Origin of the sequence: Rhizobium sp. S163 (assembly GCF_030380805.1) — a bacterium.
GTDB lineage: Bacteria > Pseudomonadota > Alphaproteobacteria > Rhizobiales > Rhizobiaceae > Rhizobium.
The window spans coordinates 567,121-589,640 of record NZ_JAUDSA010000018.1 but is presented as its reverse complement, the minus strand read 5'-3'; the positions used below and the strand labels follow the sequence as shown (position 1 = coordinate 589,640).

Sequence of the window (22,520 nt, the reverse complement as noted above, 5' to 3'; positions counted from 1 at the left end):
CCGAATTCTTGCCATATTATGACACATTTCCGGTTTGTTCTTTTTTCGCTATCTTTAGGCGAGTTAGCCGCGGCAGAAATTGCTCGCATTGGGAGTCCATTTCCCATAGCCCGTGGCGACCAGATTGGCGATGACGCGGCAGACATATTGCTTCTGCGCGGGGTCATTATTGGGGCCGGCGTGGTAGCGGGCGACCGCCATGGTCCATGTCTCGTGGCGATCGTGCAGGTTCTTCAGAAACCGCGCCGCGTATTCCACGTTGGTTCGGGGATCGAACATCTTCTCCAATGACCGAAAATTCTCCCCGTGGTAGAACTGGTTGATTTGCATGCAGCCGACGTCGATCAGCTTGGCGCCCGACCTGTGAGCCGTATCTACCTGCCTCAGCGCATCGCGCTCCGAAGGCGGGAAGAAGGGCTTGCCCTCTATGTTCAAGGCATAGGGGTAGAGCGAGCCCTTGCGGCCCGTTTCGGTCAATCCGACGGAATAGAGGATGCCCTCGGGGATACCGTACTTCAGCGCGGCCGACTGGATCTCCTGCTCGCAGGCGCCATCGGACGCCCGCGCGTCAGAGGTATACGTCGCCAGTGCCGCTACTGCCAGAGGAGCCAGAAGAAGCGCTCGTAGCGTCGCTCTCACCTGTAACATTGAAGCCTCCGGTACTGCGCTGCCCTGTTTGATTCTGACGCTCGCGCGCCTCGCCGCCCTGCCCCTGGGCGGAGCCCTGCTGCGAGCCGCTCTGTGCGTTCGCCTGGCTGCTGGTATCGGTGTTGGCGACCGGCGCCATGCTGACGCTCACGCCGTCGATGGCGTAGCCCTGGCTGCGTAGCGACTCCAGCATCTTTGTGTGGTCTTCCCTCAGCTGCCTATAGGCGGCTGCGGTCTCGACCTTCAAATCGACGTTCAGAGTATCGCCCTGCAGCCTCAGCGTCGCGGTGACGAGGCCGAGGTCGATCGGGTTCATCTGGATCTTGAGCGTGTTCACGACCTTGCCGGTGCTGCTGAGCTCAGCGGCGTTCGACAGGGACGACGAAGCCTGCATGGCGTGCGCCCATTCCTTGTCGCCGGCGATCGCCGCCGTCACGGCCGCGGAATTGGTGTTCTGCGCGAGGCCGATATAGCGGCGGGAATCGAGGATCGTGACCGTCTCGACGTTCGCCTTTCCGCCAACGTCGGCTGCGTCCTTCTCGATGCCGAGATGCATGTCCATGGACGTGCCACGACTGTCTGCACGCGTCAGCCGGAAGGTCTGGCCCACCGTATCGCCGGCCGAGGTCGCGCCAGGCATGTCCACGTCGGACGCGGCGTCGGTGGCCGAGGTCAAGGCGCTGGCGACATCGGCGACGGCGTCACCCTTGGTCTTCTGCTTGCCGGAAGACTTGTCCTTGACGTCAGTGGGCGCGGTATCCGCAGCCTTCTGTCCGAACAATGCAGCAGCGGCGACCGATGCGCTATCGACCGGCGCGTTTCCGAGCATGCTCAGGACGTCCGAGACAGCACTGTCATCGGCCACTCCGGGCTTGGCCTCGGTCTTGACAGGTTTGCCTGTCTTGTCGTCCTTGGATGTCGGCGCGGCGATCTTGTCGGCAACGTCTTCGGCCGTACCATCGGCCTTTGTGTCGTCGATCTGTTTGCGCAGCGACTTGATATCGACCCGACCTGTCTTCTGAACATCCTTGCCGGCATTGGCCGCCGTCGCATCGGCTTCCGCCTGCGCCAGTGCGGCTGAATTGCCGAGATCGATCACAGCCTTTGGGTTCTGCCGGTGCGGCGCAGAGCCCACGGCGCCATTGCCGCCATCGGCAGTGCCCGACGGCTGCTGGCCATCGGCCTTGGCACCCTGGTTGCGATCGGAACCGGCATTGGCCTTGTTCAGGACGTCCGAGAAGCCGCCGCTGCCGTCCGCATCCGAACCCTTGCCGGCCGGCCGATTGGCCTTGGCGCCGGCGGCAGCATCTGCGGCTCCAGCCGGAACGCTGATATCCATCATATCAATTGCTTTCTTTGTTCAAAAGGCCGTCGATCTCATCCAGCTGAGAGCGGCTCGAGGTCACAAATGAGCTGAATGCGGGGTCGGCGTTCTGTAGATCAGCTGACTGCGATTCGGCCGCCGGTGCGGCGTCGGGAACCGCCCCCTCTCCGGCCGATCCTCCCCCGGCCGCCTGTTCAGAACTGGCTTCTTGACCATCCGGTGTATTAGCAGAGCCTTGCGTCAGGCTTGCAGCGTCTGGTTGCCGGAGCACCTGCTCGGCGACCGACTGTGCGGCAGCCCGCAAGATCTGGTCGCGCGGCGAAAGCGCCTTGTCGGCGATCGTCGAGATATCGCGAGCGGCGGTATCGATCTTGTCGGTCGGGATCGCGGCCATGCCGCCGTAGAAATCGGCCAATGCGCCAAAGGCGTTGTTGTTATCGCCCGACAGGGCCTGGGCGTGGCCGGCCGCCATGCGGGCGAGTTCGCCCTTACCCGCGATCGCGGCTGCGCGCGCGATGCGCAGGTAGATTTCCCGCTGGCGCGCATCATCCATGAAGGAGAGGATGCCGATGACGTCATCCGGCTTCACGTCATGATCGTGATCGACAAGCAGTTTCACGAAGAGATCAGCGAACTGGCTGGCATAGGGCGAGTGCAGGAAGCGGCGGACATAACGCTGCGAATATTGCAGCCCCTGATCGACCATTCCCTTATCGACGCAGATCGCCACCGAGCGGCGCAAGGCCGCTTCCTCGATGATCGTGCCCGGCGCATTGAGACGCGCGAGATCGTAGAGCTTGAGCGCCTCTTCCGGGCTCTTGGCGATCGTGACGTTACCGCCGACCAGCGCCAGGTAGGGACCGATCTTCTTGTCCTTGTATTCCTGCGCCATATCCACCAGCGTCTTGCCGACGAGGAGGCCCTTGCCGCTCAGATACTTGCGCAGGATATCGGTCACGCGGTTATCGAAATAGCCGTTGACGTCGCGCGCCACCAAATATTCGAGTGTCTGCGGATTGCCGCCGCTCATGGCGTAGATCAAAGCGGCATCGACGTTGCGGTCGTCATCGAAAACGGTCGGGTCGACGGCGCGCAGGCGCTTGTCGATGGTGCCTAGCATGAAGCGCTGCATCTCACTGGCGGAATGGTCGCCAAGCACGACAGAGTCCTGCACGAACTGCAGCGAGCGCAGCATCTTGTATGGCACGGTGTCGCCGCTGTCGTCCGTCGTCGGGACGATGGGTAATGCCTCGGCAGGTGCCGCCGCGTCGCCGTGTCCGGCAGACGATGCCTGCGCTTCCGTGGGTGCCGGCGTCTCCGCATGCCCTGCCGATGGCTCGGCCGGCGTCTCTGCATGTTCAGCGGCCGGCGCTTCCGCGTGGGCGGCGGGCGGCGCGGCGTCTTCCGCGCGCACGACGCCGGTCGCCGTCAGCGCAAGGCTGAAAGCGAGGGGCAGGAGATGCCTGTGCTGCCGGCGCTTCATCGATTATCCCTGATCGGCCTGGAGTAGAATTTCGATACGGCGGTTGGAGGCGTCATACGGATCTGAAGTGTCCTTGAGCTTGCGGTCGGCAAAGCCCGAGACCTGCGAGACGCGCTTCTCGTCGAGCCCGCCACGCACCATCATGTAATAGGCCGCCTGGGCGCGATCCATCGAAAGGCGCCAGTTCTCGTTCTCGCCCTTGTACTGGCGACCGTCAGTATGGCCGCGAATGGCCACGACACCATTCTTCTCCTTCAGCACTTCGCCGATCTTCTGCATGGCAAGGACCATCTCCTTGCGCGGAACGGCGGAGCCGACGTTGAACATGGAATCGTCGCTCTGATCGGAGATGCTGACCAAGAGGCCGCCTTCGGCCGGCGTCACAGTCAGACCCTCGGCGAGCTTGCCGGCGATGCCGCCGATCTGCTGGGCGATCTGCTGCTGAAGATCCTTGGCTTCCTGCTGCTGCTCGACGGCCTTTTGCTCAGCGGTCTGCGTTTCAGGCGCTATGCCATCCTTGTCGGCGGTCTTGTCCTTCGTCTTGTCGCTGGTCTTTTCCGCCGCTTCGGGGTTCTCAGCGTCAGCCGGCTTGGCCTCAGCCTGCTCAGCCTTTGCATCTTCGGCCTTGGCGAGCTCGATCGCCTCCTTTGCCGGATCGTCGGGCTGCGTCTTGTCGGCGCGCGTCACCTCGATCTGCTTGGTCCAGAAATCCGGATCGAACGGGTCGCGGTAGGCTTCACCACCGTCGGCGCCGGTTGCGGGGCCGGAATCGGCCGCACCGCCCTCGCCCTTGGCGCTGACGTTTGCCTGCTGTCCGACCTCCTGGGCGATTTCGGCGAGAACCGAATAGGGGTTCTCGAAGAAGTCCGCTTCGGAATAGTTCTTCTGGTCGCCCGAGGTCGAGGTCTGGTCCTCACCGCTGGCCGCTGCCGCGCCCTGGTTCGGCTGATCCTCTTTTTCCTTCGACTTGTCGGCCTTCTCCTGCCCGTCGGCCTGATCGACCGGCTTCTTCAAGCCCTTCTCGGTCGGCTTTTCGTCAGAAAGCTTGATCGGGTTGAAATAGGTGGCGACGGAGGCCTTGGTTTCCTCGTTGGCGGCATTGACCAGCCACATGACGAGGAAGAACGCCATCAGCGCGGTCATGAAGTCGGCATAGGCGATTTTCCAGGCGCCACCATGGGCGCCATCGTGATCGCCACCACCATGTCGCTTGATGATGATGACCTCGTTCTTGCCGTGATGGTGATTTTCGCTGTCGCTCATTCCAGGACTTTCTTGACGCTCGCCGCCCAGGCAGACATGCGGGTTACGAGTACCGAGTCATCAAACTCGGCGATCAGGTCGATATCGTCGTTCTCGTGGTGGCGCAGCAGGTCTGCCTTCTCGCCGAGTTCGTTCTTCAGGATATTGAAAAGCCTTTCCGGGCCTTTGACCGTGATCGTGCCGGTCTCTCCGTCCAGAACGGCATCGCGAAGCTGCGCCGCCAGTTCGACGGCGGCCTTTTCAGCCAGAGCCTCGGTCAAGACGGGAGCCAGCGTGCGGGCGACCGTGGCACTCACAAGATCAGCAAGCTCGGTGGAGATCGCCTTGACCTTCGCAGCGACGAGCTCGGCAATCTCTGTCTCGTACTTGTTGCGAAGCTCTTCAATCTCGCGCTGATGAACAAGCGCAACCGTCTGTGCCTCGGCCTCGAATTTCTCGGTGAGTTCCGCGGTCGCCTTGGCCTCGCCAATCGCGTTGGCGTCACGGCGTTCCGCCTCAATGTCGATGACTGGCTCGGAGACGATGTCGTCGAAACCGCCGAAATCTTCAGAAAACGGCGTATCGACCACTGGTGGGGCGGCGACGGCGGGTTCGCCGAAGTCTTTCAGACGGGACAGTAGCGCGCTCACTCAACCCACCTCGTATCAGCAGAAGCCTGCGACATGCCGCGCCTCACATTGCACCAAACAAATCTTTCGCGCGGTTTTCACCACGCCTGTTGTCCCTGACCCTAGGAGGCCAAACTTGTGCGAAGATGAAGGGCGCCGTCGCGCGGCGCGCAACCGTGATCCGCGATTATTGCAGCAGAACAAGAACCTTGCTGGCAACAGTGTTGAGGATGGAAACCGCCTGCACGCCCATCTTCTGCTGCGTCTGCAGCGCCGTCTGACGCACCGACGCCTCGTCCATATCGGTATCGACAAGCGCACCGACATTCTTGTCGATGATGTCGGCCATGTTGGCGGTGTAGTCGATGCGGTCGTTGATGCGGGCGCTCATGGTGCCGAGGCCAGCGGCGGTCGTGGTGAGCGTCGAGAGAAGATTATCGACAACAGACATCATGTCATCGACCTGCTCGGTCGTGGTGTTGTTGTCGAGCTTGATCTCGTCGCCGTCGGCGCCGGTCACCGATCCTGCATTGAGCAGATAGTAGTTGCGCGGCGCCGTCGAGCCGGTGTTGTTCAAGGTGCTGGCGTCCACGGACTTGGTGAGCAGGCCGCGATTGGCGTTGCTGGTGTCGATCATGACGGTCTGGTCAGCGGGGAATGTGATGTTCTGCGGCTGATATTCACCGGAGGGCGCCCGGGTGAAGCCACCGATGACCGAGCGCGAGGTGGTCAGCGTAGGATCCTGGTTGAACAGCCAGTTTTCGCCGGCAATGCTCGTCGACTGAACCGTCGTCTGCATCTGCTGCTTGAGCTGCTCGATCGTGGTGTTGAGCTTTTCCTTGTCGACGCCGTCTTCCTTGGCGCTGACGAGCGTTGCGCGGATGCTGGTCAGCTGATCGATCAGGCTGTCCATCGCCGTATAGGCGGTGTCGACCTTCGAGGCACCGACACCGAGCGCATCGTGGATTTTGGTCATGGAGCTGCCGTCGGAGCGCAGAACGCTCGCAAAGGACCAATAAGTCGCATCATCCGCAGCCGTTTCCACGCGCATGCCCGATGATACCTGCTGCTGGGTCGTCGCTGCTTCCTTATTGATGATCCGCAATGCGGCGAGAGCGTTTACCTGTGCGGAGCTGGTGATTCGATAGGTCATTTGGGAGCTCTATGGTAGAGGAGAGGATAGACCGGACCGCCGGCAGCGACAGGTGTGGCGTCATGCCGCCAACCGGATTTCCCGATCGGCTCGTCGCTAAACAAATCAATTCTGAAGAGAAGTTAACCAAGGCATACAGCCAGCGCAAGTAGCCGACAAACGCTCTCGCAAGCCTCGCGCAACCTTGATTCTCTTTTCAAAAACAAAGAGAAAGCCGCGTCTTTCGAGACGGCTTTCAATGTTCTGATGATTGTCTTTGTGGCGTTGGCGACGCCGATGAACCAGCTTAGTTCTGGAACAGGGTGAGGACGTTCTGAGCGCTCGAGTTGGCGATGGAGAGCGACTGGATTGCCAGCTGCTGCTGGGTCTGGAGCGCGGTCAGCTTGCTCGATTCCTCTTCCATGTCGGCATCGACGAGACGGCCGACGCCTGAATCGATCGAATCGCTGAGATTGGAAACGAAGCTGTCCTGGAGGTCGATGCGGGTCGAAATCGAGCCCAGCTGCGACGCGGCCTTGGTGAGCGCGCTGAGGCCGGTTTCCACATTGCCGAGCGTGGTGTTGAGGTCGGCCACGCTGAGCTGCGAGATATCCATGTTGTAGATGGAGCCGTAGGTGCCGTATTCCGAGCCGATGACGCCGGTCGAGGTGTCGATCTCGCCGGTTGGCTGCATGCCGAAGAGCACGTTGCCATCAGGATTGTCGTCAAGGGTGTAGTCGGTCGTCTGGACAGAGACCTCGCCGTTGGCGCCGCGGACGAAGGAGGAGACGACGCTCTTCGTGCCGTTGCCGGCGACCCAGTTCTCGCCCGAGAACGATGCCGACTGCGCAACGCTGAGGAGCTGCTGCTGGAGCTGCCCGATCTCATCCTGGATCTTGGTCTTGTCGACACCGTTTTCGGTGGCGGCGACGACCTTGGCCTTGATTTCGCTGACGATGTTGATGGCGTTGTCCATCGCGGCATAGGCTGTGTCGACCTTGGCAGCACCGAGACCGAGTGCGTCGGAGACAGCCGAGAGAGCCTTGTTGTCCGAGCGCATCGTCGTCGCGATCGACCAGTAGGCCGCATTGTCCTTGGCTTCGGCAACACGATATCCCGAAGACACGTTGCCCTGTGTCGTCTCGAGATTGGTGTTGATGCCGCGGAGTGTCTGAAGCGCGGACATCGCCGCAACGTTGGTCAAAATGCTTGTCATGAAAAGAGCGCCCCTTGTTGGCAAACTTTTAAAAGGGACATCCCGGTCTACCGCCGGGAACGGTTCATCAGCCTCATGCCTGCTAACCGCTTCTTAAGCTTGGTTAACATACCGTTTAATGATGGCCACAAGACATGAGTTTGGTTAACAAAAAGTTAACGACAACAAAAAAGCCGCGCTCCGGGGAGCGCGGCCTTCGAAACCATCCGCCGAAGCGGAGGTGTGTCCTTACGCGGGCGCCCGGAGGCGCCGGAGATTTTAGCGGAACAGCGAGAGGATGTTCTGCGAAGAGGAGTTGGCGATCGACAGCGACTGAACAGCGAGCTGCTGCTGGGTCTGGAGTGCCGAAAGCTTGCTGGACTCTTCTTCCATGTCCGCATCGACCAGACGGCCAACGCCGGAGTCGATCGAGTCGCTGAGCTTGGAAACGAAGTCCGTCTGCAGGTCGATACCCTTCTGCAGCGAGCCGAGCTTGGAGCCGAGCGAGGTCATGCTCTTCAGAGCGCTTTCCGCGTCGGTGATCAGTTCATCGATCGCACCCTTGGTGTCGGTCGAGGTGATCGAGAACTCGGAGATCGAGTCGGTGATGAGCGTGCCGGAGCCTGGGCGATCCAGGATACCGGTCTGGTCGTCGCTGAAGAGCAGGTCGTCGGCAAGAGCGGAATAGCCCGAGGTGCTGACGCTGACGCCGCCTGCAGTACGGATGAAGGAGGAGACGACCGACATGGTCTGGCCAACTGCGCTGGAGACCCAGTTTTCACCGTTGAACGAAGCCGAAGCGGAGATGCTTTTCAGCTGCTGCTGAAGCTGCTTGATTTCGTCGTTGATCTTGCCCTTGTCGACGCCGTCTTCGGTCGCAGCAACGAGCTTGGCCTTGATTTCGGATACGACGTCGATCGAGCTCTGGACGGCGGTGTAGGCGGTATCGACCTTGGCGGCGCCCATGCCCAATGCGTCGGAAACGGCCGAGAGAGCGCCGTTGTCGGACTTCATGGTCGTTGCGATCGACCAGTAAGCAGCATTGTCAGCTGCCTTGCCGACGCGGAGACCAGACGACACAGCGCTCTGGGTGTCCGAGAGGTTGTTGTTCACGCTGCGCAGCGTCTGAAGAGCTGCCATTGCGGAATTGTTCGTGAGAATGCTGGTCATTTAAAAAGCCCCTTATCGGCAATTTTTCGTACGAAGGGACATTCCGGACTATTACCGGAAACGGCGGTCAGCGTCATGCCTGTTGACCGTGCATTTGCTGATCAACTCACCGTTTCGATGAGCCCATATGACCGCAACATGGTTAAGAAACACTAAACTCGTCGGGAAGAAATTTAAGAAATACCCGACACTTAGCAGAAACCACGGGGGCAATAAAAAAATGCGGCCGGGAAAGCCCGGCCGCACTGATGTCAGATTTCTTGCGTTTTCCGCTATTAACGGAAGAGCGACAGGATGTTCTGCGAAGAGGAGTTAGCGATCGACAGCGACTGGATCGCCAGCTGCTGCTGGGTCTGCAGTGCCGAAAGCTTGCTGGACTCTTCTTCCATGTCTGCATCGACCAGACGGCCAACGCCGGAGTCGATCGAGTCGCTGAGCTTCGAAACGAAGTCGCTCTGCAGGTCGATGCCCTTCTGGAGCGAACCGAGCTTGGAGCCGAGCGAGGTCATGCCCTTCAGGGCAGTTTCCGCGTCGGTGATCAGGCTGTCGATGTCGCCCTTGGTGTTGGACGAGCTGATCGAGAATTCAGAGATCGACGCGCTGACCGTGCCGCTGCCGTCACGATCGAGGATACCAGCGCCGCCAGCGAACAGCAGGTCGTCTGCCGTCGAGGTGTAGCCGGCCGTCGATACGCTGACGCCGCCTGCGGTGCGGATGAAGGACGAAACGACCGACATGGTCTTGCCAGCGCCGGAGCTGGAAACCCAGTTTTCGCCGTTGAACGAAGCCGAAGCGGAAATGCTCGTCAGCTGCTGCTGGAGCTGCTTGATTTCGTCGTTGATCTTGCCCTTGTCGACGCCGTCTTCCGTTGCGGCAACAAGCTTGGCCTTGATTTCGGTTACGACGTCGATCGAGCTCTGAACGGCGGTGTAAGCCGTGTCGATCTTTGCTGCACCCATGCCGAGTGCGTCGGAAACAGCCGAAAGAGCGCCGTTGTCAGACTTCATGGTCGTTGCGATCGACCAGTAAGCAGCGTTGTCAGAAGCCTTGCCAACGCGAAGACCGGACGACACAGCGCTCTGCGTGGACGAAAGGTTGTTGTTGACGTTACGCAGCGTCTGAAGAGCTGCCATTGCGGAGTTGTTGGTGTTAATGCTTGTCATGGATCCGTCCCCGAAATTCGATACCAATGGAGGACATTACCGGACTTATGTACCGGCAATGACGGTTCGGCTTCATGCCACTTGGTCATTCTGCATTGGGACCAAACCCGTCATGTCGAGGATGACTTTCGCAGCAAAACCTTGCGGACTAATTAATGACCCTCTCCCGTTTCTCAAACGAATACAAATGGTTAACTAGTCGTTAAAGGAGAGCTTAAACAGACGAACGTCATTTTCGACCTCAGTGGAGACGGTTACTGTTTCCTGCCTCAGGCAAGGTTCACGTGTCATTCTGCGCCATAATGGCCTCATTGGGTCCGTGGCGAACATACCCGCGGGACCCGATGTTTGCCGCGTAAAGAACTGAACGAGGTTTGACCGTGAATCGTGTGGTTTCGTTTTCCGCAGCGTCAAAAGACTATCAAAGCGGGCGCTATACCAAGTCGCTGGAGACGCTGAATGCGTTACTCGAGACACAGCAGGACGCGAAGACCTACGCCTTGCTGGCCCGTACCCTGTCGCAGCTGGGAATGAAGGCCGATGCGGCGATGGCATTTGCCGTGGCCGGCGAGAAGGCGGGACAAAGCGGATCGGAATTTTCCCGCAAGGCAGCGCTGCTTTATTTCGAGGTCGGTAACGAAGACGAGGCAATCAGGCTCGGCCTGCGGCACATGCTGAACCACAGCCTCGATGCCGAGCTGGCTTACGCGCTGGCCTCCATCTACAAGAAGCGCGGACAAGACGAGCTGCTCAGCCCTTTCGTCAAGGTGCTCGCCGAAAGCAGCAACAGCGATCACACGCTGCTTGCGATCCGATTGCTGAAGAACGACCCGAGCGACGAAACCCAGGCACTCCTGATCCGCAACCTGTTCAAGCGCTTCCCCAAGCTGGTGCCGCTGCGTTTCCTCTATCTGATGTTCGCCCGGCATGTCAGCGATCTCACCAGCATCAAGCTGCACAAACAGATCATCGACGAGTTGATCGCCAATGGCCAGACCGCGTTCCTGCACCATGAGAGCGAATTTTATAATCTCCAGTGGTGTGGCGACGAAGCGCTGAATCGCCTGACCTCGAGCATGAACAATGCCGTGACCGTCGAGCAGACAAACGCACGACGGACGCGACCGCATCAGTGGGCGGACAAGATTCGGGTCGGCTATCTCTCCAACGACCTCTTCGAGCAGCACGCGACCATGAAGCTGATGGGCCGTGTTCTGGAGCTCCACGACAGTGAGCGTTTCGAGATCACGCTCTATTGCCATTCGCGCGCTTCGAACCTCGAGCACAACACCTTCGACCGAAGCCTCTGGGGTCGGGTCGTCGAGGTGGGTGATCTATCCGACGCGGCGATGGCCGAGCGGATGCGGGCCGATGGGATCGATATTCTCGTCGATCTCAAGGGCCCGACATTCGAAACGCGCTATCACGTTCTGAACAAGGGCCCCGCGCCGATCCAGATTTCCTGGCTCGGCTTTCCGGGCAGCGCGACGAACACCGATGTCGACTACATCATCGGCGACCGGTTCGTTCTGCCCGATTCCTCGCGCCCGCATTATCACGAAAAATTCATCCGTTTGCCGGACACCTACCAGCCGAACGATCCCTTCCACCGGCCGACGCCCGGCTTCGTGGATCGCGGTGAATTCGGCCTGCCCGACGACAAATTCGTTTTCGCATCGTTCAATGCCAGCCGTAAGATCACGCCGGAGACGGTCGACGTCTGGTGCAACGTGCTTCGCCGCGCGCCGAACAGCGTGCTGTGGATGATGGCCGTCTCGAAGCAGACGGAGGCCAATCTCCGCGAATATTTCAAAAGCCGGGGAATTCCCGCCAAGCGTCTCGTCTTCTGTGGGCATGCGGATTATCGCAGCCACATCGACAGGCAGCAGGCGGCCGATCTTGCGCTCGACACCTGGCCGTACAACGGCCACACCACGACGTCGGAGCAGCTCTGGGGTGGCTTGCCTGTGCTGACGCTGAAGGGCACCAATTTCGCCTCGCGCGTGACCGAGAGCCTGCTGAACGCGATAGGGCTGCCCGAGCTGGTGGCTGATGACGCGCAGGCCTACGAAGACATGGCGGTCGCGCTCTACGAGAACCCCGAGCGGATCGCCGCGTTCAAGCAGACGATCGACGACAACAAGATGATCAAGCCGCTGTTCGACGCGGAGCGCTTCTGCCGTCACCTAGAGACAGCCTACGAGATGACGGTCGCCCGCGCGAAAGAGGGACTTGAGCCCGACCATCTCGACGTACCCGCCCTGCCCGCCAGAACCACACCGTTCTGATCCGGGCCCCAACAGGTTCGCGATCTTTCATAGACACCGAAACAAAAGGCCGGCGATCTGATCGCCGGCCTTTTGTCTTGAAAGCCTGGACGGTGTCGTCCGTGTATAGCGTGTCAGTTGAAGGATCGAACCAGACTGCCGACGAGCAGATTCCAGCCGTCGATCAGGACGAAGAACAGGATCTTGAACGGCAGTGAGATCGATGTCGGCGGCAGCATCATCATGCCCATGGCCATGGTGATGGTCGCGACGATCAGGTCGATGACGAGGAAGGGAAGGACGACCAGGAAGCCGATTTCGAAGCCGCGCCGGATTTCCGAGATCATGAACGCGGGAACGAGCACGCGGTAGTCGATCGTAGCGCCGGTATCGACCGTCTGGCCGCGCTCACGAGCGAGATCGACGAAGAGCGCCAGATCCTTGTCGCGGGTGTTGCGGGTCATGAAGGTACGGAACGGTTCGGCGATGCGTTCGACAGCCTGCTGCTCGTTGATCTGGTTCGCCAAGAGCGGCTGAACGCCATCCCGCCATGCCTGATCGAAGGTCGGCTGCATGACATAGAAGGTCATGAACAGCGACAGCGACAAGAGGATCATGTTCGAGGGGGTGGAGGCGAGGCCGAGGCCGGTGCGCAGAATGGAGAAGGCGATGACGAAGCGCGGAAAGCTCGTCACCATGATGAGGATGCCGGGCGCGACCGACAGAACGGTCAAAAGACCGAAAGTGCGGATGATCCATGCCGCAACCGAACCGTCCACCGGCAGGTTGAGCAGGTTCGACGGGAGCTGCTGCGCATGCGCCAGCTCCGGGACCGCCATCATGGCAGCCAAGATCACTAGGAATCGAATCATTCGATGACGAAGGTCCTGAACATGACTTTCGATACGCGTCCCTGCGCCCGAAGGTCAACACGCTCCTGGATGTCATCCCTAAGATATTCGAAGCCGCGCGGGCCCTCGATCTGCTGCAGCGAAACGGTCCGGATATAGGCCATGATATCCTGGTGGATATCCTCGGCGAGCTTCACATCCGGTGGGCCGGAGAAGAGCAGCGCCACTTCGAGGCGCACCCAGTTCTCGGAGGGATAGGCGAGGTTCGAGGTGATCGGCTCAAGCTGAACGACGTTGTTGGCTTCCGTCGAGATCTTCTGGAGCCCGGTCTCGCCGGCCTTCGCCTTCTCGGCCGCCTCGGCGGGCTGCTCCGCCTCTTTCGCGGATTTCACGCTGGGCGCGATCATGCCGCCGACGACCCAACCACCGCCGCCGCCAAGGAGTGTCAGGACGGCGAGGCCGATGATCGTCATCATCATCGCCGACTTCTTCTTCGGCTGGCCCTCGGTGCCTTCTGCGTCTGCCATTTTGCCGGACCTTAGAGTGGCGAGAGGATATCGACGGCCTGCTGGCCGCGCGGGGGCTGCTGCACTTCCATGAGGCGACCACGGCCACCATAAGAGATGCGCGCTTCGGCGATCCTGTCGTAGGAGATTTCGTTGTCGGCGGTCACGTCCTGCGGACGCACGATACCGGCGACGTTCAAGATACGCAGTTCCTGGTTCAGGCGCACTTCCTGCGAACCGCTGACGACAAGGTTGCCGTTTTCGAGGATACCGGTAACGACTGCGGCGACCATCAGGTTCAACTTGTCGGTACGTTCGATCTTGCCCTTGCCGTCCGTGCTCGTGTCGGAACCATAGGTGACGTCGGTTTTCGACGACGGGTTCCAGCCGAGGATGTTGGCCTGCGCGTCCCAGTTCAACCCGCTGCTGTCCTCGCGACTGCGCTTGCTGTTGTTTTCGAACGAGCCCTTGTCGTTAATCGAGATGTTGACGGTCAGGATGTCGCCGACGTTGAGTGCGCGGGCGTCCTTGAACAGCGCGGCCTTGGAATCGCTCCACAGCGAATAGCCCTGGGCGACCTGGCGCGGCTGCTTCGGATACATCGACATCTGCTGTGTCTGGCCATAGGCGAGACCGCTGCCGATCGGGCTCATGGCAGGCGCACGGCCGATCTCGTTGATCGCCTGCGGGGATTGGCAGCCGGCCAGAATGGCTACAGCGGCAATCGCGACCGGGAAACGCTTCTTCATGAGGGGTCCTTCGACGTATTGGGATCGGACGCGCTGGCGATGATGTTGGCGATGACCGCAGCCTTCTGCGGGTCCATCTCGTTCAGGATCAAGCTCGACTGGGTGGCGTTCAGCCGCATGATCACGGCGGCCGCCACTTCGATCTTCACTTCCTGAAGCTGCTGCGCCGCGGCGTCCGGCTTCATCTTCTTGTAGATATCGGTCAGTCCGGCCTCGGCCTGCTTCAGGAAGTCGTTGCGACGCTTCAGCCAGTCCTGATACTCGTCGCGGCGCTTGGTCATTTCGGCCATGCGGCTGTCGACGTCGGCCCGGAGCTTATCGAGCTCCTGCTTCTGCAGCAGATAGCGCTGGTCGCGCGCGGGCTCGGCGATGTTGCTGCAGAACTGCTTGATTTCTTCCTCAGACGTCAGCTCCCCGCCCGCCGAGGTGCGCGCTTCCTGCGCAAAGGCGCCGGGGATAGTCAGCATGACGATAGCGGCTGTGGGCAGAACCAGGCGCTTCGCCAGTTCCGCAACCGTCATGTTTGCAATAGAGATCTTCGTCATTGCAGGACAAGCTCCGCTTGCAGCGCACCGGCCGATTTGATGCCCTGGAGGATGGCGATGATGCCATCGGGCTTGACCCCGATGTTATTGAGGCCGGCCACCAGCGTCTTCAGGTCAGGTCCGTCGAGCAGGGCCACATTGCCACCCGTCTGCTGAGCCTGGATATCCGTCTGCGGCTGGACGGCTGTGACGCCGCGCGAGAAGGGTTCCGGCTGAATGACCTGCGGCGTCTCGGTGACCTGCACGGTGAGCGTGCCATAGCTGACGGCGACCGGTGAGACGCGGACGTCGGCGCCGATGACGATTGTGCCCGTCCGCTCGTTGATGACGACCTTGGCCGGCGTATCGGTTTCGACGGCGAGATTTTCGATATCCGCCATCAGGCGCGTCAGATCCGCTTCGCGAGGCTTCTGGACGATGACTTCCTGCGCGTCCTTCGGCTCGGCAACCGGGCCGCCGAAACGCGCGCGGGCGTAGCCATTGACGACATCGGCGATGCGAACGGCGGTCGAGAAATCCGGATTGCGCAGCTGCAGGACGAGATTGATCGAATCCTTGAAGCGCGACGGAAGCTCACGTTCGATGATGGCACCGCTCGGGACGCGACCGGCCGTCGTCACGCCTTCGGTAACGGTTGCGGCCTGACCCTGCGCCGTGAAGCCGGAGACAACCACGGAGCCCTGGGCAACGGCGTAAATCTGGCCGTCGGCGCCCGACAGCGAGGTCATGATCAGCGTTCCGCCGCGCAGCGACGTGGCATCACCCAGCGAGCTGACGTTGACGTCGAGCCGGCTGCCGGGGCTTGCGAACGGCGGCAGGTTGGCGGTGACCATGACGGCCGCAGTGTTCTTGGCGTTAGACTGGCCACCCTGCGTGGAGATGCCGAGGTTCTGCAGCATCGCGCGCATCGACTGCTCGGTGAAGGGCGATGAACGGAAGCCATCCCCGGTCCCCTGGAGGCCGACGATGAGGCCGTAGCCGATAAGCTGGTTGTCTCGGCCCGCCTGCAGCGAGGCGATATCCTTGATACGCGAGCTCATTGCCAACGCCGGCGTGACAGCCAGGACGTTTGGCGCGAGCATTGCAAGTGCGATGAAAAGGCGGAATAGGATCTTCATTTTGCAGCCACGTGTATGGTGCCGTTCGCGAGCACGGTGCCGCTGACGATGACGCCGGAGTCCATGTTGCGGACACGGACCATCTGGCCGGTCATGCCGTCTTCAAGCGGAGAGCCGGCGGCCGAGATCGCCATCGCGCCAACCGTAAAGACCAGGCGGATCGAAGAACCGCGCGTCACAGTATAGGGTTCGCGCAGCGCCGAGACGGAAATCGACTGGCCGGGAAGCAGGGTGCGCTTGGAGATCATGCCGTCCACCTCATGAATGGACTTGGCGTAATCGCCCTGCAGGTTGGGATTGGTGACTTCGACTTCCTGCAGCTGGGCGCTGGAGATCGTTTCGCCGGGATAGATGATGGTGGTCGGAATTACCGCGTAACCCATGTCGGCGGCGGCAAAAGCCATCGGCGCCGCAAGGGTCATTGCCGCAACGAGTGCGGCTTTCGCCCATCCACGAAGATGTTCTACCCGGCAAAACGTCATGTTTCGGCCCTTCCCTGTTACTTCAGGTTCTTGCTGACGATGGAGGCCATTTCGTCGGCGGTGGTGATGACTTTCGAGTTCATTTCGTAAGCGCGCTGGGCCGAGATCAGCTCGGTGATTTCCTTCACCGGGTCGACGTTGGACGATTCCAGGTAGCTCTGCTTCAGATAGCCGTAGCCCGGATCGTCAGGCGTGCCGACGACCGGCTGGCCGGAAGCCGGCGTTTCCTGGAAAAGGTTGTCGCCGAGTGGCTTCAGGCCCGCTTCGTTGACGAAGTCAGCGATCTGCATCTGTCCGAGAGTCGTGGGCGTTGTCTGGCCCGGCAGAACTGCGGTGACTTCGCCAGAGCGGCTGATGGTAAGCTGCGTCGAACCGACCGGAATGGTGATGTTCGGCGCGACGGTGTAGCCGTCGACGGTGACGATCTGGCCAGTCTCGTTCTTGTTGAACGCGCCGGCGCGGGTGTAGAGCGTCGTGCCGTCGGGCGCCTGGATCTGGAAGAAGCCACGGCCGATCAGCGCCACGTCGAGGTCATTGCCGGTCTGTGCGAGTTCGCCCTGGATGTGCAGGTTGCGAACGGCAGACGTCTGGACACCGAGACCGATGTTCGCACCCTCGGGCACGATCGCCTGGTTGGCGCGGTTGGAGACGCCCTGCGCGCGTTCTGTCTGGTAGAGCAGATCCGTGAACTCGGCGCGGGCGCGCTTGAAGCCTGTGGTGTTGATGTTCGCGATGTTGTTCGCGATGACCTCAAGGTTGGTCTGCTGGGCATCCATGCCCGTTGCTGCAATGGCAAGCGCTCTCATGGCTCAATCCTTAAAATCAACTACATCTGCATCTTGGTTACTTCGAGAAAGGCCGAAACGACCTTGTCTCGAATAGCAATGGCGGTCTGAAGGGTCTGCTGCGCCTGCATCACGGCATCGACGACTTCACGCGTCGTCGCGGTGCCCTTGATGCCTTCGAAGGACATGTTTTCAGCGCCCTTGATGGAATTGACGGCGTTGGTGGCCGCGTTGCCGAGGACGGATGCGAAGCTGGCATCGTTGGTGGCGCTCTGCGCCGACGACGAGGCCTGGGACTTGCCGAGATCGACGCCGCTCAGATCGCGCGTGATCGACAGGGAGCTGAGGCTGTTTACGCTGTTAATCATTATTGGCTCTTCAGAAGGTCGATGGTCGACGAGATCAGATCGCGGGACTGCTTGATGGTCTGCAGGTTGGCGTCGTAGGAGCGGTTGGCTTCGCGCATGTCGGCCATTTCGACCAGCATGTTGACGTTGGGAAGCTTGACCACGCCCTTGGCGTCCGCGGCGGGATTGTTGGGGTCGAATTCGGTGCTGAACTTCGATTCATCGACGCCCAGCTTCTTGACGTTGACTGTCGTGACGCCGTTGGCGCGATCGACCGCTTCGCCGAAGGTAATCGTCTTGCGGCGGTAGGGATCAGCGCCGGGCGTGTCGCCCGTGGAGCGCGAGTTTGCGATATTTTCGGACACGATACGCAGGCGCGTCGATTGCGCCTCGAGACCCGAACCAGCGATTTTCATTGCTGCAGACAAAGGATCCATGATCTTAGCTCTTCACCGTCATAAGCATCATTCGGTTGAAAGACCCCACCAGCGAGGTGTTCAGCTCATACTGGCGCTTGATTTCGCCAGACTTGGAGAGCTCCTCGGCCAGACCGACCGTGTTGCCCGATTCCTGCACGCCCATTTCCTCATCCAGAGCGGCATCCTTGATGTCGATGTCGTTCTTGGTGCTGAGGTCGTTGCCGCTCAGATGCGCGGCATTGGTCCGCGCCATCGCCACGTCCGAATGGTCGAGAACGGCCTGGAACGGCGTGATGTCCTTGGCGCGATACTTTGGCGTGTTGGCGTTCGCGATGTTGCCGGCAACGACTTCCTGACGAATCGTCAGCCATTCCGCCTGCCGCGAGGCCAAGTCGAACAGTTGAATCGGTTGCATGGAACTCTCCTTTTTACTGCCGTGAACCTAGGTCGGTAATCTTGCGTCAGACTTACGGAGAATGCGTTCTTGCTTCATAAGGGCGAGCCGGCACCGGCGGAGACGAAAAAGGCTCCACCGCGGGTGCGGAGGAGCCTTGGAAACCGGCATTTTCCGAAATCGGCTACGTCAGTAGACTTCGCCCTTGGACGTGATGATCACCCACTTGCCGTCGCGCTGTTCCAGCGTCGCGAGCCGGCTCTCATCCGGCAGGATCGAGCCCACGCGAACGACGTACATGCCCGATGTGTCCTCGATCAGCGCGCGGCCATTGGCGACATGCAGCAGGCGGAAGGCCGACTTGCCGGGGAACGGCTGATCTTCGGCGGGCGCGCCCTTGTTGTCTTCCTTGCCGATGGAGGAGACCGTTGCGGTCGTCAGCGGATCGACGGGGACCTCCGGCTTTACTTCCGGTGGGTTCTTGTTGGCCATGGCCAGCGGTGAAACGCTGAAGACATTGCGCGCCGGCCAGTTCGGCAGGTCGCGCGTGCGGTCACCCTCGGCGACATTGATGCCGAACTTGTTTTCGTTGAAGAAGACGTACCACGGAAAGATCGCGGACGCGCCGGCGAGCAGCAGCCCGGTGATCGTGAGCACGCGATCGTTGAACGTCGACCTGCGACGGCCCTGCGGCTTCAGCGGCGGAATCTTTTCGTCATCGTCGAAATCGGTCACGTGTGGTCTTTCTATCTTCAAGCGTCGGCTATCTTCTAATTCGGCTATCTGCGCACCGGCTGATTGCCGATGCCGGCGGCCGCCTTCAGGGCTCCGGCCAGATCGGCGAAGGAATCCGGGGATGGCTGATCGCCGGGAGATTGCTTCAGTACGTCGTAAATGACGGGCACCTGCTTGACCGCCATGTCGAGGTCCGGATCGGCACCCTGTCGGTAACCGCCGATCAGGCGGAGGTCGCGGGTTTCCTCGTAACGATGAACGAGCGCCTTGAGGCGCGAGACCAGCTTCTCCTGATCCGGCGTCCAGGCCTTGCGGGCCAGACGCGAGATCGAGGCAAGCGGATCGATCGGCGGGTAGCGGCCCTCGTCGGCCAGGCTGCGCTGGAGAACGAGGTGGCCGTCGAGAATGCCGCGCGTGGAGTCGGCGATCGGATCGTTGTGATTGTCGCCATCGACGAGGATCGAGATGATCGCCGTGATGGTGCCGGTGCCCTCGGGGCCGGGGCCGGCGCGCTCGAGCAGGCGCGGCAGTTCGGTGAAGACGGAGGCCGGATAGCCGCGCGCGATCGGCGGCTCGCCGGAGGCGGTCGCGACTTCGCGGATGGCGTGGGCGAAACGCGTGACGCTGTCGACGATCAGGAGCACGTTGTCGCCCTGGTCGCGGAAATGCTCGGCGATGGTGATCGCCGTCAGCGGCGCCATCTTGCGCAGCATCGGGCTTTCGTCGCTGGTCGCGACCACCACGACCGATTTCTGCATGTCGGCGCCGAGCGTGTCCTCGATGAATTCGCGCACTTCGCGGCCACGTTCGCCAACCAGCGCGATCACGACCTTGTCGAAGGCGTCCGCGCGCGCAAGCATGGAGAGCAGAGTCGATTTTCCGACGCCAGAGCCGGCGAAAATACCGAGGCGCTGGCCGAGGCACAGCGGCGAGAAGATGTCGATCGCGCGCACACCGGTCTTGAAACCCTTCTCGACACGCTGGCGTGTCATCGACGGCGGTGCGGTGTTGGAGATCGAGCGGCGCTTCAGTCCCTCGACAACGGGTCCCTTGCCGTCGATCGGCTCGCAGAGCGAGCTGATGGTCCGGCCGCACCAGCTGTCAGACGGCGCGATGCGGAAGGCACCCTTGCGAATGACAGTGTCATGGATGCCGATCGGTTCGCCCGGCTCGATGGGGCAGACATAGGCAAGATCCGGCTCGACGCGCACGACTTCACCGAGATGCACGCCCGTTGAAGACTTGTGGGCGACGAACTCTCCCAAGCGCAGGTGGCGCGAGAGGCCCGTGACGGTATAGTGACCGGTCGCGATCGTCTGCACATGGCCGCCGGGTGCGATCATGAAATCGGGATTGGCGTAGCGTGCGGAAAGCGCTTCGAGATGGGTGAGCTTTTTGGAAAGCGCCGCCTCGGTCAGCTGTTCATTGCCCATGGATCAAACCTTCCGCTTAGCGGCTGCCACCAAGCGTCTTGATGGCTTCGCCGAAGGAAGATTCGCTGTCCTTGGTGAGCGAGGTCATGCTTTCGAAGGCACGATTGACCTCAATCAGCTGGGTGATTTCGCGCATCGCGTTGACGTTCGAATTTTCGAGATACCCCTGCTGGACGCCGACATTGAAGCGGTCGGTGACGGCGGTCGGCGTCTGGGTGGTCATGATGCCGCTGTTTTCGTAGCGCAGATAACCCTTGGAGATGTCAGCCTCGAAGAGGCCCAGCGAGGCGACCTGCCGATTGTTCTGGTAGATCATGCCGTCGGCGCCGACCTTCGGCTCGCCAGCGGCTCTGTCGAGCATGATCGGCCCGCCGCCGGTGTCGAGCACCGGATATCCGCGCACCGAGACCAGCTCACCGTTATCGGTCAGCGTGAAGCGGCCATCCTTGGTCAGAACCCGGCCGGCCGGCGTGTCGAGAGAGAACCAGGCATCGCCCTTGATCGCGAAATCGAGCATGTTGCCGGTGTGGTTCATTTCACCATTGTCGGCGGACAGGTAGTCGTTGCCCTGCGAGACATATGCGATCTTCGCGTTGAGCTTGTTATCGGTATCGCCAATCAGCTGGTTGAACTTGACCTCGGTGCCGCGGAAGCCTGTTGTGTTCACGTTCGCCAGGTTGTCCGCGATGGTGTCGAGGCGACGCATAAGTGCCATCTGCGACGACAGCGAAACATAAAGACCGGATTGCATCGGGGTAGGCTCCTGGCATTGGCGATGAACGTTACGAAACCTGGGCGTTTATAGTGTGTTCGGCCCCGATTCCGCTGAGGCGGCATCTCAGACATGGGCATGGTGGCCCATTCGTCACCTGTAGATTGTCAGCAAATCCTTGCGCGAAGCTGGCATCTGAAATGCTTGGCAAAAAGCTTGCCGGAAAGCTTGATCGTCAAGGCGAGGATCAGCCTCACGCAAGCCAGCCCTCCTATCCCTTCGGTTGAAAATAACGATCAGGTTTGGACTGGCGATGAATATCATTATCGGATTTGTGATTGTCTGCGGCTGTATCGTCGGCAGCTTCATGGCCATGGGCGGTCACATCGACGCGCTCTGGCAGCCCTTCGAGCTCGTCATCATCGGCGGCGCCGGCATCGGCAGCTTCATCATGGCCAACCCCATGAAGGTCGTGAAAGACTCGGGCAAGGCGCTTGGCGAAGCCTTCAAGCATTCGGTTCCGAAGGAGCGCAACTATCTCGATACGCTTGGCGTTCTCTATTCGCTGATGCGCGACCTGCGCACGAAGTCGCGCAACGAGATCGAAGCTCACATCGACAATCCGGCCGAATCCTCGATCTTCCAGTCCGCGCCGACCATCCTGAAGAACAAGGAAATCACGGCGTTCATCTGTGACTACGTTCGCCTGATCATCATCGGCAATGCCCGCAGCCACGAGATCGAAGCGCTGATGGACGAAGAGATCAACACGATCCTTCACGACAAGATGAAGCCCTACCACGCCATCCAGACGATGGGCGACGCCTTCCCGGCAATCGGTATTGTCGCGGCCGTTCTCGGCGTCATCAAGGCCATGGCGCACATCAACGATTCGCCGGAAGTTCTCGGTCACCTGATCGGCTCGGCGCTCGTCGGCACCTTCCTCGGCATTCTCTTGTCCTACTGCGTATGCTCGCCGATCACCTCGCAGATCAAGATCGTGCGCTCCAAGCAGCACCGCCTCTACGTCATCGTCAAGCAGACGCTGCTTGCCTACATGAACGGCTCGGTTCCACAGGTTGCTCTCGAATACGGCCGCAAGACGATCTCGGCCTACGAGCGTCCTTCGATCGACGCCGTCGAGCAGGAAATGATGAACCCCGGTGGTGAGAACAAGGCGGCCTAAACGGA

At 60.7% G+C, this 22,520-nt stretch carries 24 protein-coding genes; 2 read left to right on the top strand and 22 right to left on the bottom strand.

The window, feature by feature from the left end:
- Positions 1-63: 63 nt before the first annotated feature.
- The 9 genes from QTL96_RS18490 to QTL96_RS18450 form a co-directional block, all read right to left on the bottom strand.
- Entirely contained in the window at positions 64-648 is a 585-nt protein-coding gene (locus QTL96_RS18490; RefSeq protein WP_289728678.1) for a lytic transglycosylase domain-containing protein, read from the bottom strand.
- The gene (locus tag QTL96_RS18485) at positions 569-1,990 is read right to left on the bottom strand and encodes a flagellar hook-length control protein FliK (protein ID WP_289728677.1); all 1,422 of its coding nucleotides are present in this window, start codon (positions 1,988-1,990) and stop codon (positions 569-571) included. The genes QTL96_RS18490 and QTL96_RS18485 overlap by 80 nt, the downstream gene beginning before the upstream one ends.
- Before the next feature lies 1 nt (position 1,991).
- Positions 1,992-3,455 (bottom strand): chemotaxis protein MotC, encoded by a 1,464-nt coding sequence (motC, locus tag QTL96_RS18480; RefSeq protein ID WP_289728676.1) that lies wholly within the window; start codon positions 3,453-3,455, stop codon positions 1,992-1,994.
- A gap of 3 nt (positions 3,456-3,458) precedes the next feature.
- Entirely contained in the window at positions 3,459-4,718 is a 1,260-nt protein-coding gene (locus QTL96_RS18475; RefSeq protein ID WP_289728675.1) for a MotB family protein, read from the bottom strand.
- Positions 4,715-5,347 (bottom strand): hypothetical protein, encoded by a 633-nt coding sequence (locus tag QTL96_RS18470; RefSeq protein WP_289728674.1) that lies wholly within the window; start codon positions 5,345-5,347, stop codon positions 4,715-4,717. Before QTL96_RS18470 ends, QTL96_RS18475 begins: the two co-directional genes overlap by 4 nt.
- Positions 5,348-5,513: 166 nt before the next feature.
- Positions 5,514-6,479, bottom strand: coding sequence for a flagellin (locus tag QTL96_RS18465; RefSeq protein ID WP_289728673.1), 966 nt, complete (start codon positions 6,477-6,479; stop codon positions 5,514-5,516).
- 286 nt (positions 6,480-6,765) lie between these two features.
- Positions 6,766-7,674, bottom strand: a complete 909-nt coding sequence (locus tag QTL96_RS18460; RefSeq protein WP_112942767.1) for a flagellin — start codon at positions 7,672-7,674, stop codon at positions 6,766-6,768.
- A gap of 258 nt (positions 7,675-7,932) precedes the next feature.
- Positions 7,933-8,823 (bottom strand): flagellin, encoded by an 891-nt coding sequence (locus QTL96_RS18455; protein WP_289728672.1) that lies wholly within the window; start codon positions 8,821-8,823, stop codon positions 7,933-7,935.
- Positions 8,824-9,098: 275 nt separating this feature from the next.
- Positions 9,099-9,986, bottom strand: a complete 888-nt coding sequence (locus QTL96_RS18450) for a flagellin (protein ID WP_112942769.1) — start codon at positions 9,984-9,986, stop codon at positions 9,099-9,101.
- 380 nt (positions 9,987-10,366) lie between these two features.
- Here QTL96_RS18450 and QTL96_RS18445 point away from each other — a divergent pair, with 380 nt between their 5' ends.
- Positions 10,367-12,274: a glycosyl transferase gene (locus QTL96_RS18445; RefSeq protein ID WP_289728671.1), complete on the top strand. Its 1,908-nt coding sequence runs from the start codon at positions 10,367-10,369 to the stop codon at positions 12,272-12,274.
- A 113-nt stretch (positions 12,275-12,387) separates the two neighbouring features.
- Here the strand turns inward: QTL96_RS18445 and fliP are convergent, their stop codons facing one another.
- The 13 genes from fliP to flgF form a co-directional block, all read right to left on the bottom strand.
- Complete coding sequence (gene fliP, locus QTL96_RS18440) at positions 12,388-13,125, bottom strand: flagellar type III secretion system pore protein FliP (RefSeq protein WP_018898436.1); 738 nt, start codon at positions 13,123-13,125, stop codon at positions 12,388-12,390.
- On the bottom strand, positions 13,122-13,631 hold the full coding sequence (locus tag QTL96_RS18435) for a flagellar basal body-associated FliL family protein (RefSeq protein ID WP_112942771.1): 510 nt from the start codon (positions 13,629-13,631) through the stop codon (positions 13,122-13,124). The genes fliP and QTL96_RS18435 overlap by 4 nt, the downstream gene beginning before the upstream one ends.
- 11 nt (positions 13,632-13,642) lie before the next feature.
- Positions 13,643-14,359 (bottom strand): flagellar basal body L-ring protein FlgH, encoded by a 717-nt coding sequence (flgH, locus tag QTL96_RS18430; protein WP_289728670.1) that lies wholly within the window; start codon positions 14,357-14,359, stop codon positions 13,643-13,645.
- Positions 14,356-14,904, bottom strand: coding sequence for a MotE family protein (locus QTL96_RS18425; protein WP_289728669.1), 549 nt, complete (start codon positions 14,902-14,904; stop codon positions 14,356-14,358). The genes flgH and QTL96_RS18425 overlap by 4 nt, the downstream gene beginning before the upstream one ends.
- Positions 14,901-16,022 carry a flagellar basal body P-ring protein FlgI gene (locus QTL96_RS18420; RefSeq protein WP_289728668.1) on the bottom strand — a complete coding sequence of 374 codons (1,122 nt, stop codon included), beginning with the start codon at positions 16,020-16,022 and terminating at the stop codon, positions 14,901-14,903. Before QTL96_RS18420 ends, QTL96_RS18425 begins: the two co-directional genes overlap by 4 nt.
- Positions 16,019-16,504 (bottom strand): flagellar basal body P-ring formation chaperone FlgA, encoded by a 486-nt coding sequence (gene flgA / locus QTL96_RS18415; RefSeq protein ID WP_289728667.1) that lies wholly within the window; start codon positions 16,502-16,504, stop codon positions 16,019-16,021. The genes QTL96_RS18420 and flgA overlap by 4 nt, the downstream gene beginning before the upstream one ends.
- A 17-nt stretch (positions 16,505-16,521) precedes the next feature.
- On the bottom strand, positions 16,522-17,310 hold the full coding sequence (gene flgG / locus QTL96_RS18410; RefSeq protein WP_113009918.1) for a flagellar basal-body rod protein FlgG: 789 nt from the start codon (positions 17,308-17,310) through the stop codon (positions 16,522-16,524).
- Positions 17,311-17,330: 20 nt separating this feature from the next.
- A complete protein-coding gene (locus QTL96_RS18405; RefSeq protein WP_113009917.1) occupies positions 17,331-17,657 on the bottom strand; it encodes a flagellar hook-basal body complex protein FliE in 327 nt (108 codons plus the stop codon).
- Positions 17,657-18,073, bottom strand: a complete 417-nt coding sequence (flgC, locus tag QTL96_RS18400; RefSeq protein WP_113009916.1) for a flagellar basal body rod protein FlgC — start codon at positions 18,071-18,073, stop codon at positions 17,657-17,659. Before flgC ends, QTL96_RS18405 begins: the two co-directional genes overlap by 1 nt.
- 4 nt (positions 18,074-18,077) lie before the next feature.
- The gene (gene flgB / locus QTL96_RS18395) at positions 18,078-18,470 is read right to left on the bottom strand and encodes a flagellar basal body rod protein FlgB (RefSeq protein WP_018898427.1); all 393 of its coding nucleotides are present in this window, start codon (positions 18,468-18,470) and stop codon (positions 18,078-18,080) included.
- A 168-nt stretch (positions 18,471-18,638) separates the two neighbouring features.
- Positions 18,639-19,184: a flagellar protein gene (locus QTL96_RS18390; RefSeq protein ID WP_112942780.1), complete on the bottom strand. Its 546-nt coding sequence runs from the start codon at positions 19,182-19,184 to the stop codon at positions 18,639-18,641.
- A 44-nt stretch (positions 19,185-19,228) separates the two neighbouring features.
- Positions 19,229-20,617 carry a flagellar protein export ATPase FliI gene (gene fliI / locus QTL96_RS18385; RefSeq protein ID WP_112942781.1) on the bottom strand — a complete coding sequence of 463 codons (1,389 nt, stop codon included), beginning with the start codon at positions 20,615-20,617 and terminating at the stop codon, positions 19,229-19,231.
- 16 nt (positions 20,618-20,633) lie between these two features.
- Positions 20,634-21,368 carry a flagellar basal-body rod protein FlgF gene (gene flgF / locus QTL96_RS18380; RefSeq protein ID WP_113009914.1) on the bottom strand — a complete coding sequence of 245 codons (735 nt, stop codon included), beginning with the start codon at positions 21,366-21,368 and terminating at the stop codon, positions 20,634-20,636.
- Positions 21,369-21,642: 274 nt separating this feature from the next.
- Here flgF and motA point away from each other — a divergent pair, with 274 nt between their 5' ends.
- On the top strand, positions 21,643-22,515 hold the full coding sequence (motA, locus tag QTL96_RS18375; protein WP_018898423.1) for a flagellar motor stator protein MotA: 873 nt from the start codon (positions 21,643-21,645) through the stop codon (positions 22,513-22,515).
- The last annotated feature ends 5 nt before the right edge of the window (positions 22,516-22,520 follow it).

Excerpts from the sequence above, each read along its gene's own strand:
- QTL96_RS18490 (WP_289728678.1), bottom strand. The coding sequence starts at position 648 with ATGTTACAGGTGAGAGCGACGCTACGAGCGCTTCTTCTGGCTCCTCTG.
- QTL96_RS18485 (WP_289728677.1), bottom strand. The coding sequence starts at position 1,990 with ATGATGGATATCAGCGTTCCGGCTGGAGCCGCAGATGCTGCCGCCGGC.
- motC (WP_289728676.1), bottom strand. The coding sequence starts at position 3,455 with ATGAAGCGCCGGCAGCACAGGCATCTCCTGCCCCTCGCTTTCAGCCTT.
- QTL96_RS18475 (WP_289728675.1), bottom strand. The coding sequence starts at position 4,718 with ATGAGCGACAGCGAAAATCACCATCACGGCAAGAACGAGGTCATCATC.
- QTL96_RS18465 (WP_289728673.1), bottom strand. The coding sequence starts at position 6,479 with ATGACCTATCGAATCACCAGCTCCGCACAGGTAAACGCTCTCGCCGCA.
- QTL96_RS18460 (WP_112942767.1), bottom strand. The coding sequence starts at position 7,674 with ATGACAAGCATTTTGACCAACGTTGCGGCGATGTCCGCGCTTCAGACA.
- QTL96_RS18455 (WP_289728672.1), bottom strand. The coding sequence starts at position 8,823 with ATGACCAGCATTCTCACGAACAATTCCGCAATGGCAGCTCTTCAGACG.
- QTL96_RS18450 (WP_112942769.1), bottom strand. The coding sequence starts at position 9,986 with ATGACAAGCATTAACACCAACAACTCCGCAATGGCAGCTCTTCAGACG.
- fliP (WP_018898436.1), bottom strand. The coding sequence starts at position 13,125 with ATGATTCGATTCCTAGTGATCTTGGCTGCCATGATGGCGGTCCCGGAG.
- QTL96_RS18435 (WP_112942771.1), bottom strand. The coding sequence starts at position 13,631 with ATGGCAGACGCAGAAGGCACCGAGGGCCAGCCGAAGAAGAAGTCGGCG.
- flgH (WP_289728670.1), bottom strand. The coding sequence starts at position 14,359 with ATGAAGAAGCGTTTCCCGGTCGCGATTGCCGCTGTAGCCATTCTGGCC.
- QTL96_RS18425 (WP_289728669.1), bottom strand. The coding sequence starts at position 14,904 with ATGACGAAGATCTCTATTGCAAACATGACGGTTGCGGAACTGGCGAAG.
- QTL96_RS18420 (WP_289728668.1), bottom strand. The coding sequence starts at position 16,022 with ATGAAGATCCTATTCCGCCTTTTCATCGCACTTGCAATGCTCGCGCCA.
- flgA (WP_289728667.1), bottom strand. The coding sequence starts at position 16,504 with ATGACGTTTTGCCGGGTAGAACATCTTCGTGGATGGGCGAAAGCCGCA.
- flgG (WP_113009918.1), bottom strand. The coding sequence starts at position 17,310 with ATGAGAGCGCTTGCCATTGCAGCAACGGGCATGGATGCCCAGCAGACC.
- QTL96_RS18405 (WP_113009917.1), bottom strand. The coding sequence starts at position 17,657 with ATGATTAACAGCGTAAACAGCCTCAGCTCCCTGTCGATCACGCGCGAT.
- flgC (WP_113009916.1), bottom strand. The coding sequence starts at position 18,073 with ATGGATCCTTTGTCTGCAGCAATGAAAATCGCTGGTTCGGGTCTCGAG.
- flgB (WP_018898427.1), bottom strand. The coding sequence starts at position 18,470 with ATGCAACCGATTCAACTGTTCGACTTGGCCTCGCGGCAGGCGGAATGG.
- fliI (WP_112942781.1), bottom strand. The coding sequence starts at position 20,617 with ATGGGCAATGAACAGCTGACCGAGGCGGCGCTTTCCAAAAAGCTCACC.
- flgF (WP_113009914.1), bottom strand. The coding sequence starts at position 21,368 with ATGCAATCCGGTCTTTATGTTTCGCTGTCGTCGCAGATGGCACTTATG.
- motA (WP_018898423.1), top strand. The coding sequence starts at position 21,643 with ATGAATATCATTATCGGATTTGTGATTGTCTGCGGCTGTATCGTCGGC.